The 14,421-nt window shown below is 52.4% G+C and carries 16 protein-coding genes; 6 read left to right on the forward strand and 10 right to left on the reverse strand.

The annotated features are described in order from the left end of the window. The first annotated feature begins 124 nt into the window (after positions 1 to 124). Positions 125 to 856 (forward strand): hypothetical protein, encoded by a 732-nt coding sequence (locus tag GYMC10_RS24700; protein ID WP_144374276.1) that lies wholly within the window; start codon positions 125 to 127, stop codon positions 854 to 856. On the opposite strand, the gene GYMC10_RS32025 is transcribed toward GYMC10_RS24700, so the two are convergent. Both GYMC10_RS32025 and GYMC10_RS24705 read right to left on the reverse strand, forming a co-directional pair. Then, positions 790 to 1,089: a YdeI/OmpD-associated family protein gene (locus tag GYMC10_RS32025; protein ID WP_144374277.1), complete on the reverse strand. Its 300-nt coding sequence runs from the start codon at positions 1,087 to 1,089 to the stop codon at positions 790 to 792. The genes GYMC10_RS24700 and GYMC10_RS32025 overlap by 67 nt on opposite strands. A 20-nt stretch (positions 1,090 to 1,109) precedes the next feature. After that, positions 1,110 to 1,871, reverse strand: a complete 762-nt coding sequence (locus GYMC10_RS24705) for an SDR family NAD(P)-dependent oxidoreductase (RefSeq protein ID WP_015737039.1) — start codon at positions 1,869 to 1,871, stop codon at positions 1,110 to 1,112. Between the two features lie 219 nt (positions 1,872 to 2,090). On the opposite strand from GYMC10_RS24705, the gene GYMC10_RS24710 reads away from it, so the two are divergent. Further along, positions 2,091 to 3,203, forward strand: coding sequence for a DUF3626 domain-containing protein (locus tag GYMC10_RS24710; protein WP_015737040.1), 1,113 nt, complete (start codon positions 2,091 to 2,093; stop codon positions 3,201 to 3,203). A 136-nt stretch (positions 3,204 to 3,339) separates the two neighbouring features. After that, complete coding sequence (locus GYMC10_RS24715) at positions 3,340 to 4,197, forward strand: AraC family transcriptional regulator (RefSeq protein WP_015737041.1); 858 nt, start codon at positions 3,340 to 3,342, stop codon at positions 4,195 to 4,197. A 43-nt stretch (positions 4,198 to 4,240) separates the two neighbouring features. On the opposite strand, the gene GYMC10_RS24720 is transcribed toward GYMC10_RS24715, so the two are convergent. Together GYMC10_RS24720 and GYMC10_RS24725 are read right to left on the reverse strand one after the other, a co-directional pair. Beyond that, on the reverse strand, positions 4,241 to 5,701 hold the full coding sequence (locus GYMC10_RS24720; RefSeq protein WP_015737042.1) for a sodium/glutamate symporter: 1,461 nt from the start codon (positions 5,699 to 5,701) through the stop codon (positions 4,241 to 4,243). Between the two features lie 245 nt (positions 5,702 to 5,946). Beyond that, positions 5,947 to 6,441 carry a GyrI-like domain-containing protein gene (locus GYMC10_RS24725; RefSeq protein WP_015737043.1) on the reverse strand — a complete coding sequence of 165 codons (495 nt, stop codon included), beginning with the start codon at positions 6,439 to 6,441 and terminating at the stop codon, positions 5,947 to 5,949. Between the two features lie 94 nt (positions 6,442 to 6,535). On the opposite strand from GYMC10_RS24725, the gene GYMC10_RS24730 reads away from it, so the two are divergent. After that, entirely contained in the window at positions 6,536 to 7,228 is a 693-nt protein-coding gene (locus GYMC10_RS24730) for a GyrI-like domain-containing protein (RefSeq protein ID WP_015737044.1), read from the forward strand. A 117-nt stretch (positions 7,229 to 7,345) separates the two neighbouring features. Here the strand turns inward: GYMC10_RS24730 and fabV are convergent, their stop codons facing one another. Next, the gene (gene fabV, locus GYMC10_RS24735; RefSeq protein WP_015737045.1) at positions 7,346 to 8,536 is read right to left on the reverse strand and encodes an enoyl-ACP reductase FabV; all 1,191 of its coding nucleotides are present in this window, start codon (positions 8,534 to 8,536) and stop codon (positions 7,346 to 7,348) included. 222 nt (positions 8,537 to 8,758) lie between these two features. Further along, complete coding sequence (locus GYMC10_RS24740) at positions 8,759 to 9,508, reverse strand: SDR family NAD(P)-dependent oxidoreductase (RefSeq protein WP_015737046.1); 750 nt, start codon at positions 9,506 to 9,508, stop codon at positions 8,759 to 8,761. Between the two features lie 144 nt (positions 9,509 to 9,652). Between GYMC10_RS24740 and GYMC10_RS24745 the strand changes: the two genes are divergently transcribed. Next, the gene (locus tag GYMC10_RS24745) at positions 9,653 to 10,552 is read left to right on the forward strand and encodes a LysR family transcriptional regulator (RefSeq protein ID WP_015737047.1); all 900 of its coding nucleotides are present in this window, start codon (positions 9,653 to 9,655) and stop codon (positions 10,550 to 10,552) included. A 114-nt stretch (positions 10,553 to 10,666) separates the two neighbouring features. Here GYMC10_RS24745 and GYMC10_RS24750 read toward each other — a convergent pair whose 3' ends face one another. Further along, entirely contained in the window at positions 10,667 to 11,419 is a 753-nt protein-coding gene (locus GYMC10_RS24750) for an exodeoxyribonuclease III (RefSeq protein WP_015737048.1), read from the reverse strand. Positions 11,420 to 11,669: 250 nt separating this feature from the next. Between GYMC10_RS24750 and GYMC10_RS32645 the strand changes: the two genes are divergently transcribed. Beyond that, positions 11,670 to 11,813, forward strand: a complete 144-nt coding sequence (locus GYMC10_RS32645; RefSeq protein ID WP_009595787.1) for a hypothetical protein — start codon at positions 11,670 to 11,672, stop codon at positions 11,811 to 11,813. Positions 11,814 to 11,964: 151 nt separating this feature from the next. On the opposite strand, the gene GYMC10_RS24755 is transcribed toward GYMC10_RS32645, so the two are convergent. From GYMC10_RS24755 to GYMC10_RS24765, 3 genes are all read right to left on the reverse strand, one after another. Then, positions 11,965 to 12,339 (reverse strand): VOC family protein, encoded by a 375-nt coding sequence (locus GYMC10_RS24755; RefSeq protein ID WP_015737049.1) that lies wholly within the window; start codon positions 12,337 to 12,339, stop codon positions 11,965 to 11,967. 88 nt (positions 12,340 to 12,427) lie between these two features. After that, the gene (locus tag GYMC10_RS24760) at positions 12,428 to 13,132 is read right to left on the reverse strand and encodes an RNA polymerase sigma factor (protein ID WP_015737050.1); all 705 of its coding nucleotides are present in this window, start codon (positions 13,130 to 13,132) and stop codon (positions 12,428 to 12,430) included. A gap of 165 nt (positions 13,133 to 13,297) precedes the next feature. Continuing rightward, the gene (locus GYMC10_RS24765; protein WP_015737051.1) at positions 13,298 to 14,314 is read right to left on the reverse strand and encodes an iron-hydroxamate ABC transporter substrate-binding protein; all 1,017 of its coding nucleotides are present in this window, start codon (positions 14,312 to 14,314) and stop codon (positions 13,298 to 13,300) included. Positions 14,315 to 14,421: the final 107 nt, after the last annotated feature.

Genomic DNA, 14,421 nt, shown 5'->3' on the forward strand with positions numbered 1-14,421 from the left:
AGGGAGCTTCAGGACGATAGCCCAGCATCCTCCTTCACTTCATTATATAGGACATATTGGGGAATGAAGAAGTTTCCAGAGAAGTGTATAATAGTACCATATCAACAAAGGAGCCTACATGTTCATGAAAAAACGAACGGCATTATCAGTAACCATAACGCTCACCGCTTCGCTTACAATCTCTTCGCTGGCCCTGCAGCCGGCCTCTGCCGACGCGGCCTCCGCCAAGGAATGGATACAAATCTCCGAACGGACGTCCTATTACGGCGAAGCGGCTAACGGCCAGCCTAACGGACGCGGCACCATCAAGTGGGGCAACGGCAAACAATATTCCGGCGATTTCATGGACGGAAAGCGTGCCGGGAGCGGTAAATACATTAACGAATACCAATTGGACGGCGAAGCGCATAAGGTGGTGTACAGCGGACGCTGGAACCATGACAAAATGGATGGTGAAGGCATCCTGACCCATAAGGTGACATTGCCGGACGGGTCCGTCCGCTGGAACCAGATCCAGAAAGGGATATTCAAGGCAGGCGTCTTCCAAAGCGGATACGATGTGATTCATGCCGTGGCCGATCCCGACTACAGCTTTACCTACAAGAAGGGCAAGGAACTGCTCGTGATTATGGGCACCAATCAGAACATGAAAAAAAACTGGGCGAGCGGAACGATGTTCAGCGCTCAATACAAGAATGGTTCCGTCAACCATCGTTACTCGATCTTCCCGGCCAATTCGGCAGCCGAGCAGCGTCAGAACGACGCCGCGCTCCGATATTTCAAGAGCATTCAAACCGAGATTGCTCCGCATCTGCAGCAATTCGAAGCATTGTCCAAGCAGGTTCCGTTAAAATAACCCGCCATAAAAAGAACCCGGTATTGCCAAGGCAGAACCGGGTTCTTTGATTTGACCGGAAGGAATTCATCGTCTTTCTGCGCACGTCCCTCGTTCAGCATCGTGATCGTCTTATCGATTCGCCGTTGACGCGTCTCCATCGTCTTGGCGCCTTCAATCGACAGCGCCAAGCGGCGCTGGTTGGCTGTAGGGCAAACGATCAAAGAATTGTCGGGCCGCCGGATTCTGCTCACTCCGGCTTATTCCGTCATCCCTATTGTGCCGTCCAGCCGCCATCCACAAGCAGCAAGGTGCCCGTAACGAGGTCGGATGCCGGTGATGCCAAATAGATAACGGCGCCGGCCACATCGCCTATGGTGCCGATCCGGCCTGCCGGGATCCGTGCCAATACGCCGTCCCAGAACTCGGGGGAGTCCAATCTCTCGGCCGTTCCCGGCGTATGGATGAAGGTGGGACCGACCGCATTGATGTTGACGCCCCGGCTGGACCACTCCAGCGCCAGCACCTTCGTCAGCTGGTTAACGCCGCCCTTGGAGGCGCAATAGGCAGCGCCTTCGGTAATCCCGACAACGCTGACCTGCGAGCTGACGTTGATGATTTTTCCATAGCCTTGCTTCAGCATAAGGCGGCCGGCAGCCTGACAGCAGAAAAATACGCCCTTCAAATTAACGTCCATCATCTCGTCCCAATAATCTTCCGTGATGTCTTCCGCGAGCATGCCCTCTCCCAAACCCGCATTATTGACCACGATATCCAGCCGGCCAAAGTCCTTGGCTACCTGTCCAAATACGGATCGGATCTGCTCCACATTGCGCACATCCAGCTCATAGGCCTTGGCCTGGCCTCCCTCCCTGGAGATTTCCTCAACCAATCGATCCAGCGACGCTTTGCTACGTGCCATAACGGCAACCTTGGCTCCTGCCGCTGCGAGCGCTTGGGCTAGTCCGTAACCGATGCCTTTGCTGGCACCCGTCACGATTGCGATTTTATCCTGAATGCTGAAATTGGGCTGCATATGGTAAACCTCCACAACTTGGATTCGTTTATGTAGTTACATTACATTAAATCATGACCTCTTGGCCCCGGGCAATCATTTCGGATGTTCTGAGAGCAAAGGCTGTCCAACACTCCTGAAACACGAAATCCGCATCCATAGAGGAATCTACGCATCAGGGATAGAAGTGAGGAATATCGTATCGTTGTATTTTAGTATGAAGGTATGGAGGATCCAAAAATGAGCGAACGGTTAACCGAAGCGCAGCAACAAGCGATTCTTCATGTCGAATCGTTAGCAACGAGCGCACGGAAGAGCACCTCGGCCATGACGGAGCATATTTTACGAAAACATGGAAAAGAATCCGTGACGATGCGCCGACAGTTAAAGCTCATCGAAAAGCATGCCCGGGTCACGTTGAATTTCCATCCGGATCGGATACTGCCTACAGGCCGCTCCGTTATCGAATCTCTCCTGACGGAAGGCGTATATCATAACCAGTTCATCACGAGCGTGACCAACGGAAGCCGTACGGCCTACCCGGGCGGCGACCGCGACCAATGGGAACGGCTCCTGTTTGGCGGAGCCTACCAGCAGCCCGGCGTTCGCCATGACGAGCGGCCGAAGTACGGCGCACTCAATCTCATGAATTATGCTGACGGGGGGTCTCCCCGCTTCGGTTCTTGTTTTCTGGTGCTGTCCCCGGGCATATTGAAGCGCAGCACCTTTACATTCGGTGACAGTCACACAGGTCCCGAGTTTGTAGGCACCATCCGTCAGTGGGATTCGATTCTCGCAGCGCTCTTGCAGCAAGTGGAATCCACCGGCTCGGCCTTGGGTACGCCGAATGTAAATATTCCAGCTATGCTTGAGCGGCTGATTCATCTTCCTTCATCGCATACCGGTCCGGAAGGACCGGTGGGCCGCTCCTTGGACGATTATATAGAAGCACAGATCCATGGTCCCATCGACTTGTCCAGCGATGCGGAGGCCCTGGTTGCCGATCCGTCCTACAAGCATACCCCGATCGGCCGCCAGCTCCATGCGCTGTGTGAGCGATATCATCTTGCCCTGTCCTGGCATCCGGGGTTCCGTCTTGCCGTACAGGATGTCCCCGATGACTTCCGGGGACCCGCCATGCCGCCGCTGGCCAAGCGGATCGACCAGAGGTACGCAGGCTCGAAAGGCGTTCTGGATGCAGCCATCATCGGCAAAGCAGCTGCTCATCTGGAGGATGATCCAAGTCATTGGAGCGATTGGGGAACCTATAAAGAGACTTTTCAGCATCTCAAACAGCTGTGGCATGTGCTCGTAAAATTTGGCCGTCCGAATCCCAATGCAGCAGACCGCTGAGCGTCGTTTGCTGCTTAGTGTTTTCATCGGAATGCCAACCCGCGGACATAGCACGGCTAGCGAAAACTGTACAGAAACGGCTAGGCCTATCCGCTGCAGCTTCTTATATATTGATCTTAGAAAGGATGATGACCGGATGGATTGGGTCCAGCGGATGAATGAAGCCATCGGCTATATAGAAGCGAACATAACCGAAGAGATCGATTACGCTGAAGCGGCGAAGGTCGCCTGCTGCTCCGCATACCATTTTCAACGCATGTTTCCGTTCATTACGGATGTCACGCTCTCCGAATACATACGGAGACGGAGATTGACGCTGGCCGCTTACGAGCTGCAAAACAGCGACATCAAGGTCATCGACCTTGCACTTAAATACGGCTATGATTCCCCGGAGGCGTTCGCGCGTGCATTCCAGAACATGCATGGCACAACGCCGACGGCCGCTCGCCAAGCCGGTACCAAGCTGAAGGCCTATCCCCGCATCTCCTTTCAATTCTCCATGCGAGGGGCTGCCGAAATGAATTACAGAATCGAAGAAATGAAGGCATTTTCCGTTGTCGGTTTCAAGAAGCAAGTAAGCACGCAGCGCGCCTATGAAGAGGTTCCTTTTCTCTGGAAAGACGCCCATGCGGAAGGCATCTTCGACAAGCTGTGGAACTATCGTGCGCATGAGCACCCCATCCGGGGAATTCTCGGGGTTTGTGCAGACGGCGACTACGGGAAGAACGAGTATTTCGACTACATCATGTCCGTCGTATCGACGCATAATCCTCCGGAACCGATGGTGTTGCGACATTTCCCTGCCGCTGCATGGGCGGTATTCGAACTGGAAGGAGATCCGAAGGGCATTGCGGAGATGTGGAAACGTCTTTACACCGAGTGGATTCCGTCCCATGCCTACGATCTTGCGCCGCTGCCTGCAATCGAATGCTATCTTCCCCCGGACGAGTATAAGAACGAATTATGGATTCCTGTTATTCGAAAGACCCAATAAGTTTTCTGTTGAAGGCATGTTTTGGGGCTCACCGCATCATAGGTCATAAATCATAGGGTTTACGTCCGAGCATGGTGCGAAGAGCCCCCATCATGTTTTCCTGCCGAAATGAAAACAGCCCCAGCGCCAACCATCCCGCCGTTAACAATGCCGTGCCGATGAGTACCGGATAAGGCCCAAATTGATAAATCAAGGGCACCGAGAGTGCCGTAAACAAGCCGCCGCCCAAGATTGGCTCAAACAGCAGCTGCTTATAGCCAAAACTTTCGACAGAATGGGTACGGTTGTCTCCATCCACGATTCTCAGCATCAGAAGCCCTGTGGCCGTCATGCCAAGCGACTGTCCCAGATCGGCCATCCCCCGTTCGAACCAATGCTTCGGAATCATGCGGGGCGCGAGAATCATGAAGGTAAACACACTCCATCCAAGCCCAACCGCCGCAAGCATAAGAAACGGGACGAGGTTATCCCCAATTACGGACAGGGACAGCGTGCCCAGCGCACTGACGATTAGAAGATCCAGCGCCAAGCCTTGAATCCGTACGATAAGCCCACGGCTGATCAAGTAACTCTTTCCCATTCGCCCCAGTACGATTTGAATCAGTACGCTGCCGAGCATCGCAAACGTAAACAACGGGACATACGTCATAAATTCCATGTCCGTATTCCGCCCCCACGTCCATTTTTCAAGCAGAATGAATCCTTCAAGCACAACGTATCCAATCAGAATGGAAGCGGCAATCAGCCCGATGTGCAGGGTGAGCGGCTCCATGGATTCAGGCTTCGTCGTCAATTTGCCCGCAGACTCCTGCTCTTCCTCTGCAACCATTCCCTTCAGCTCCTCAGACGGCATGTCACGCGGCGTCTCAATATGCTCCGTCTTATTGTTCCTGGCGCCCCAGTTAACCAGGAAGATGCAGATGATGACACCGCTCAGCATGCTGACCGTTGCAAGTCCAAGGGCGAGATCCGTCCCCTCCTCGAAACCGACTTGTTCAAACGTACCGGCAAGCCCGGCTGCGGTTCCGTGTCCGCCTTCAAAGGAGATCTCAATTAAAGCGCCGGCTTCGGGCGGCATGTCAAAAAACGGGACAAGCAAAAGTACCGCCAGCAGAAGGCCGAGAACATACTGCCCCCAGGACATCATCTGCCCGAAAGTAAGCTGCGGTCCGGCAATCTCCCATATTTTCTTCACCCCGGGGATCTCTTTGCCCAAAAACAGGCTTGCAAAAATAACGCTGATCAGCAGCTCCGGCAGCGCTCCCCATACTTCCAGCGTAAAATCGGGAAACAGCCCTTGTGCCAGGGCAGCATCCTCAAATCCGATATAGCGGACCAGGCTTCCAAGCACTTCCTCGCCAAGCAGCAATACCAGCAGTCCAGCGATGATCGAGGCGGGAATAAACCACCTCTGAAAAGGCCTAATCCGTGTTCTCACCCATTTTCCTACCAATAATGCAAGACAGATCAACAGCAAACTCATACCGATTTGTTCAGCAGACATCCCAGGCATTCCTCCTCATCGTCGTTGTCATGTAAGGGAAGGTGCTTTGAATCATTTATTCTATACTGATTAACGCGTTCGGCAGGCGGATAAACAGAATATTGTCCATGCCCATCAAGATCGATATATAAAAAAACCGCTCTTCATCAGAGCGGTTTGCAGCTTTTCGCATAAGTTTAAGTTTGTATATAAGGCTAGAAAGCCCGTCCTTCGCCGCCTACGGTGTTCCTGACAGACCCAACCGACTATTCGGTTTGAACGGGAATCATGATCATAAACTCAGGGTCATCCGTGTACGGGTCTTGACTCATCGGATACTGTTCAAAATGCGTTAAATGATCCGGATTGTATTCCGAGTAGCCTTGTTCCGCAATCCAGGCATAGATATTGTTGTAAGATTGGTCGATGCTCTGCCCTTTGCGATGGGAACAAGCGGCATAAGTTAATGCGGGAACGGATATCGTAACCATCCCTTCCGGTACTTCCTCAATCCGCTCCACTTCGACGACCGCATAATGGATGAATCCGTCACCGCCGGGAGCCGCGTGGTAAGATAACCCGAGCAGGGTGTCCGCATGGATTGCGTGAGGAATCTCCGCGAGCCGCTCTTTCAGCGTCCGCTGCACCGCCCGGATTCCGCCCGCACCTGCCTCGGCAAATGTGCCCTCCCACTTCAATCCAACCGCCTGAAATGCCGGCTTTCTCGTAACCGCTGCTTCATTTCGTTGATCGATGTTCATCGGTATATACTCCTTTATCCTCTTTTTAGTTTCATTATATACTTGAACTATGCCAGAAACTGTCACAGTATAAAAAATACCAAGGAGCAGATTTATGCCCAAAACCGAACGGATCCTTAACGTCATGCAGCGAGTGTATGAACGGCAGAACTTCACCGTTGGCGAGTTGGCCGAGGAATTCTCGGTCTCGTATCGTACGATGCTCCGCTATCTTCATGAACTGTCTCGGCTAGGCGTTCCCTTATACGCCAATGAAGGAAAGAATGGCGGCTATTCCATCCTGACTTCTCGGCAGAAGCGGGAACGATCCGAGCAGACAAACGAGACCATTCAGCGGATCATCAAACCACGGACGCTGATCGTCGGCCTGGAGATGAAGCTCCCCTTCACGGCCTATTACATGTCTCAGGCCCTCAAGCCCAGGCTGTGGCATGAGCTTCAAAACCGGATGGAGGAGATTCCCTATATCCGCCATAAAACGACGAACCCCTTGTTTATTGCTGCTGTTTTGAATCGGCAGCCGATCTATCATTATGTAGCAGGGTTCGAGGTCAGCACGATCCGTGATATGCCGGAGCGGATGGTGAGTTTAACCCTGCCAACGCAGGAGTATGCGATGTACACCCATGAGGGCCATTCCGAACGGGAGGATACCGACCAGTCCTATTCCTATGTTCTTCAGCTGCTGAAACAACGCGGACTTATGCCGAACCCCGAACACTACAGCTTGGAGCTGAGAACCTCGGTGCATGCCTCGAAGACCCAGATCTACATCCCTATAACCTGAATCAGGGAATTTCCTTTCGGGGAAATGGTACGCTACGGATGCGCATATACAGCCTTAACCCCTTGGCGATATAAAAAAGCGAGCCCCGGATCCTTTCCGGCGCTCGCCTTTGCTCAATTAAATGGCTTTTGGATTGTCGACCACGGGATTTACATCCGCATCATAATCCACGCCGTCGGTTTCAAAGCCGAACAGCTGGAAGAACTCGCGGCGGTAACCGGCAAGGTCGGTCAATTCTTCGATATTTTCACTGGTCACTTTGCTCCACAATTCGGCTACTTCGGCCTGAACGTCCTCGCGAAGCTCCCAATCGTCGATACGGATACGGCCCTTCTCGTCCACCGGGGTTTCTTGCCCGTTATAGAGACGATCGGAGAACAGACGGTAAATCTGCTCAATGCAGCCCTCGTGCAGCCCCTTTTCCTTCATGACTTTGTACAGCGCCGATACGTACAGCGGCACGACCGGAATCGCCGAGCTGGATTGAGTCACTAACGCTTTGCTCACCGTAACGTATGCGCGTCCGCCTCCGGTGGCAAGCTTCTCGTTCAGTTTCAGCGCCGTGGCCTCCAGGTGATCCTTGGCTTGTCCGATGGATCCATCCCGATAAATGGCTTTGGTAATCTCGGAGCCGATATAGGAGAACGCAATCGTGGTCACGTCAGGAGCCAATACGCCGCCTTCCGCCAGTTCGTTCATCCACAATTCCCAATCGTCGCCGCCCATGACCTCAACGGTGTTCTTCACTTCCTCTTCCGTTGCCGGTTCAATCGTAACCTCCGTCACTTCACCGGTGTGGAAGTTAACCGTTTTGTTGGTATACGCCGGTCCGATCGGCTTCAATACCGAGCTGACCGTCTCGCCTGTTTCAGGGAGCGTGCGGCGAGCCGACGCAACGCTGTAGACCACGAGATCGACCTGGCCCAGCTCTTTGCGGATCAGCTCAACCGTTTTGGCTTTCGTCTCCTGTGTGAAGGCATCTCCCGTCACGCTGTACGATTTCAAGCCGGCGGCATCCGCTGCCTTCTCGAAAGCGGCCGAATTGTACCAGCCCGCGGATGCGGTCCGTTTCTCGGTGGCCTGACTTGGACGATACACGCCCACGGTATTCGCCCGGGCGCCGAATGCGGCAGCTATTCTGGCCGACAAGCCATACCCCGTGGATGCGCCGATGACCAGCACATTGCGCGGCCCTTCGATTCCAGGCTGCTTCAGTACATAATCGATCTGCTCCTGCACTTGGGCTTCGCAGCCTACAGGATGGGATGTCGTGCAAATAAATCCGCGTGTTCTAGGTTTAATGATCATATTTATATACCTCTCTTTTCGTATCCGTCGTTTCATACCTTATGTATGGTCTGCCAAGTTCCCCTCTATTTTAACTGTTTTTTGCGGAGAGAGGAAATTTTTTGACGGGAAAATCAAGAAAACCTCCCTTTGGTGTGACGGAGGCTTCAGCCTGCATTCCTTCCAAAGAGAGGTTCTTTATGTTTAATGCGCTATATCTGCTACCATAAAACACCAAACGGATTATTTGAATGAAGCATAGCCCTGGTCGGCCATGACCACGCTGCCCGTAATCGCAGCCGCTTCGTCCAGCGACACGAGATACACGGTATCGGCGACCACTTCGGGCTGCGTCAATTCTCCGCCCATGACTTTGGCTCTCATGGAATCCAGCATGCCGGAATCTTTATAACCCTGGATGATCGGTGTATCGACGGCTCCAGGAGCAACAGCCACGACACGAATGCCGTATGGCGCCAGTTCAAGCGCGGCGGATTTGCTCATCATGATGACGGCACCCTTTGTCGCATGGTAAGCAAATGTTCCCGGCGAAGCCAAGAAGCCGAATACGGAAGCCGTGTTGATGATAACGCCTTTAATGCCCAGTTCTTTCATTTTTCTGCCTGCCGCGATGATACCGTAGGCAACCCCGTGCTGATTCACGTTAATCGTGCGATGGTAAAGATCCATATTTTGTTCAAGGACCGGCCCGGCGCCGCCAATGCCGGCATTGTTGTGCATGACGTCGATACGGCCGTAGAGCTCAACCGCTTTATCCACAAGCGCCTCGACGCTTTCTTGCTTGGAAACGTCGACTTGAACGAATGAAGCTTCACCGCCTTCTGCTTTGATCATATCGACGGTCTCTTGCCCGGCAGTTTCATTAAAATCGGCAACGACGACGCGATCGCCTTTTCTTGCGAATTTAAGGGAAACCTGACGGCCGATTCCGCTCGCTCCACCGGTAATTACCGCTACACGTTGTTCTGACATTATCAATGACCTCCTAGGGTAAAATAGCGTTATTTATTGAACATTGTGTGTCCATGTCCTTGTGTTCATTGTAACGCTGCGTTATATTTAAGTAAATTTAAACATAATTAATATTACTTAAATTTAAATTAAGGATGAGGTCCTATGAATCTCGAACAATTGGAATACATCGTGGAGACGGCCAAGACAGGATCGTTAACCAAGGCAGCCCAGAATTGCAACGTCACCCTTTCCGCGGTGAGCCAAGCCGTGTCCAGCCTGGAAGCCGAGTTCGGTTTCTCTTTGTTCACCCGTTCGCGGCTTGGTGCCGTACCTACAGCCGAGGGTCAGCGGATCCTGCAGAAGGCTTATGCCATTTTGGAGCAATTTCAGGAGCTGAGGGCAGAGGCCGAAGGCTATTCTAATTTGCTTGGCGGGTCATTGCGGATTGCTACCGTACCGGTGCCTTTAACGCTGTCCATCGATGCCATTATCCGGTTCAAAAAAGACTTTCCGCAAATCAAACTCGACATCACGGAGAAAGCGACGCTCGATATTATTGAGGATATTAAGCAGAATCACGCGGATATCGGTCTGATCTTCGTTGATGAATCCATCATTCATCAGCATCGCGGCCTGCATTTCGGGAAGCTCCTCGAGAGCAAATTCGTAGTGGGGGTCAGCCGCCAATCCCCTCTCGCCATGCGGCAATCGATCACGCCCGAAGAGCTCCGAGAATATCCCTTGGTATTGTATAAGGATGACAATCTGTTCAAGCTGATGGATGTATTCCAGGAGCAGTACGGGGACATGGATGTGCTATTCTCCACCAACCAGACGAGGGTCATACAGAAGCTCGTCGAAGAGAATGTGGCGGTTACGGTAGGAGTCGACTTGTCCTTCGCCAGCTTCGCTTCCGTTCCTTCGGGAAACATCGTGACGCTGGAGCTGGAGATGCCCCCCGGCCTCGCCGCTTCCTCCTTCGGGTGGGTACAGCCCGGAACCCACCACCTGTCGAAGCCGGCATCGATCTTTCTGGACAAACTGAAGCATCAGATTGGATAAGGGGCTTAGGTTCGCCGAATGAAAAGCCAACCGGCAAACAGGGTCGTGGCATTATACCAGTCTCCCCGTTCGCCGGTTGGCTTTTTTAACAAGATCCGTATTTATGTTAATGAATTACTCAAGCGTCAAACTCACAGGGCAATGATCGCTTCCGAGCACATGGCAGTCGATCTCGGCATCCTTCAGCTTCTCGGCTAAACGGGCAGACGTCAGGAAATAATCGATGCGCCAGCCGATATTCCGCTCCCTCACCTTGGCCATATAGGACCACCAGCTGTATACGTCCGTACGGTCGGGGTAGAAGTGGCGGAAGGAATCGATAAAGCCCGCTGCCAGCAGATCGGTCATTTTGCCGCGCTCCTCCAGCGTGAAGCCGGAATTCCCATGATTGGATTTGGCATTTTTCAGGTCGATTTCCTGGTGCGCCACATTCAAGTCCCCGCATACGATCACAGGTTTGCGTTCGTCGAGCTGAAGCAGGTAAGTGCGGAACCGTTCCTCCCACTCCAGCCGATAATCCAGCCGGCTCAGGTCGCGTTTCGCGTTCGGCGTGTATACGTTCACGAGATAAAAGCCCTCAAACTCCAGCGTGATCACTCTGCCCTCGGGCTCGCTGTCTTCCTCCAGACCATAGCGAACGGACAATGGGGCGATTCTCGTAAATACCGCCGTTCCCGAGTATCCCTTCTTCTCCGCATAGTTCCAATACTGCTGATATTCCGGACCCAGATCGAGCTCGATCTGTCCCGCTTGCAGTTTCGTTTCCTGCACGCAAAATATATCGGCATCCGCCTCATTAAAATAATCCATAAAGCCTTTCGTAACGCAGGCCCGCAATCCGTTGACGTTCCATGATACTAGCTTCATATCGTAACCTCCGTGGTATCCATATCGTTTTGCGCGTTGAATCTATGAATCTTCTAAATTCTATAATGGTATCATGTCACGGGTGGAACGAACAAGAAGCTTCGCCCCTTTCATCATAACTTCATGAAACGATAAGATGAGGCCTTGCGTGCATAATCCCGCCCCAAATCAGGAACAACATAAACGTAAACGGAGTGCGGTCATTTCGCACCCAATCGATGAGAATCCCACGAAAGGAGGAGTGCAGCAAATGACTGGCAGAAACAGCAAGCCTAAGAACGACGGCCCTTCCAGCAGCCCTGAACGTTTGGATCAATACGGGGACAAGCTGGCTTCCGAGAACGAAGAGGAGTTCACCTCCGCGGCCGAAGAGCATTGTCGGGATCAGGAATAATGGAATTGATACGGCTGTCGATGCCCATTCGATAATCACCGCAGCAAAAACACCCATCCATGCCAAGGCAATGAGATGGGTGTTTTTCCTATTCGATCATCTGGACGAACAAAATGCTCGTCGGTTATAACCATTCTGCTCCTCGCCGTCGCTACTCCGTCACCCCGCAGCGGTTGCCGTCCGGATCTGTCAGGGAAAATCCTTTGAACCCGCCAAAATCCTCAATTTCAGTCACGTCGGCTCCCTTGGCAACCAGTCGTTGATGGATTTCACTCACATTCGTGGTATGCAGGTTGAAATATTGCCCCACGCCATAATCATTCTTGGGAAATTCCGGCTGCTTCACCTGATAGGAACGCACGAGGCAAAAGGATACCTTCTCATCGTTCATTCGCATGACAACCGCATTCGGTTCATCCGTGTGAATCACTTCAAAACCGAGCATTTCCGTATACCAGGCCGTCGAACGCTTTAGATCACTCACCGGCACGAAAATGCCAACGCCGTACAATAGGGATTTTATCAAAAAATCTTCCTCCTCTTTGATTTGCTTATATAGCTTCCAACACACAAGAAACGATATTTCGAGCTAAAACCAAACAGGGTCCAAATTTTTATTCCGTAAGTTTCCACACGTTTCCATCCGGATCTTCCATATAAAATGCAAGGACTCCGCCAACCCGGCTCAATTTGCTTATTCTGATGCGCAGCTTGGTCAGTTGAAGGTACGAAGTACAAATCGCTTGGGGATCTCTTCTTCGAAAAGCTATCACAAGCGCATCCATATCCAGTGCTGCGGCTGTACCCGCTGGGTCTCTCTCCTGTGGCTTAGGTTCATCGCCTGTTTGCTGTATGCGATGCAGCTTCTTCAGCCTGGCTCGCGCACGTCCGAGCGACACCTGAACCGTCCCTTCGGACATGGAGAGAAATTCGGCCGTCTCCCTGGCCGTGAAATCCAATACGTCCATAAGCAGCAAAATCACCATCGCACGTGGCGATAACCGGTCAGCTAAAACCTCCAAAAGCTCCCTGGTGGATAAGCCGTCATCTTCGGCCGCCCTATCTCCTAACACATTCTCGGAAACCCTCATCCCGGGCTTATCCTTCCTCAGTCGGTCCTTCCACGCGTTGCTTGCGATGCGAAACAAATAGGCATTGGACAGATGTTTTCCAGGGTCGGTTTCAACGGCCCGTATCACCTTCATCATGACATCCTGCAGCAGATCCTCCGCTTCCCATGGATCCCCCGAGATTCGCATGCAGTATCGGTGCAGCTTGGTCTGGATGTTGGATAAGTCCGGCATATACTTCGGCATCATGATTCCCACCTCGCTAACTAGTTCTGTGAGTGCCCGTGTTTTCCTGCTCAAGGTTTGCATGTTATCTTAGCCCATATCCATATCCATATCCATATCCATATCCATACCAAAAAGCCGCCTCCCGACAATATCGGGCGGCGGCTGCTTTGTTCACTCTGACAGCGTTTATTTCACCAAACTTTCCAGCACGTCATCAATGATCTGGCTGTTGGCAATCGTGCCGGTATAGAGCCAGCTTGTATCTTTTCCATATTCATAGATGTTGCCGTTCTTGACGGCCGGAATATTCGCCCAGAGCGGATCCTGAAGCACTTCGGCGCCTTCGCCGTCGCTGTTAATAAAGAACAGATGATCCGCGTCGAGCTCGGCCAATTTCTCCAGGGAAATGGAGGACCAGTTGCCGGTAGCCGATGCCGAGATTTCCTTCACCACGCCCGGTACGGTAAGTCCCAAGTCGCCGTACATAACGGCGCCGCTGGACAGCGTCTCGCTGACAACGAACAATTTGCCGCCGACAAGCCATATAGCCGCAGCGGATTCACCGCCGATCGCCTGTTGGATTTGATCCCTGGCATCCTTGGCCTTCTGCTCGTAACGATCAAGCGCCGCTTGAGCTTCCTCCTCCATGCCAAAGATTTCGCCCACTTTCTTCAACTCTTCGCGCCAATCGTTATTGACTTCGTTGCCGATGACGTAGGTAGGAGCAATCTTGCTGTACTGGCTGTATTTATTGCCTTCTACCAGAGAAGCGGAGTCCATGATCAACAGGTCCGGCTGAAAACTTGCTACCGCTTCAAAAGGAAGATCATGCTCAATGGTCGGCACGTCTTTTAACGCATCCTGCAGGTAATCCTGGACGCTTCCGCCCTTGACCGACCACTGCGCGATCGGGGTAATGCCCAATGCCACCAGGTTATCCTCCAAGTAAGAAGCGATCACCCGTTTCGGCTCAGCCGGAATTTTCACTTCATGGCCCATGGCGTCCGTCAACGTTCGTTCCGTCTTCGCTTCCGTGCTTCCTTCCTCCGGCTTGGCTTCGGTGCCGCCGTTCTGCTCGCTTGGCGTTGGCGTCCCCGTCGGCTCGTTACCGGCTGCGTCCTTGCTGTTACCGCAAGCTGCAAGCAGCGTTAAAGCCGCCAGCAGTCCTGCGATAATCCATATTTTTTTCTTGAAAAGACTCATCTTTCGTTTCCCCCTATGTATATTTTTTTGGCGCAATCACTAGCATTCTACGCATGAAGTGATATAATAACACTAACCATGATAATGAAATTCATTCTCATTTACAA

The organism is Paenibacillus sp. Y412MC10 (genome assembly GCF_000024685.1).
Taxonomy (GTDB): Bacteria; Bacillota; Bacilli; order Paenibacillales; family Paenibacillaceae; genus Paenibacillus_AQ; species Paenibacillus_AQ lautus_A.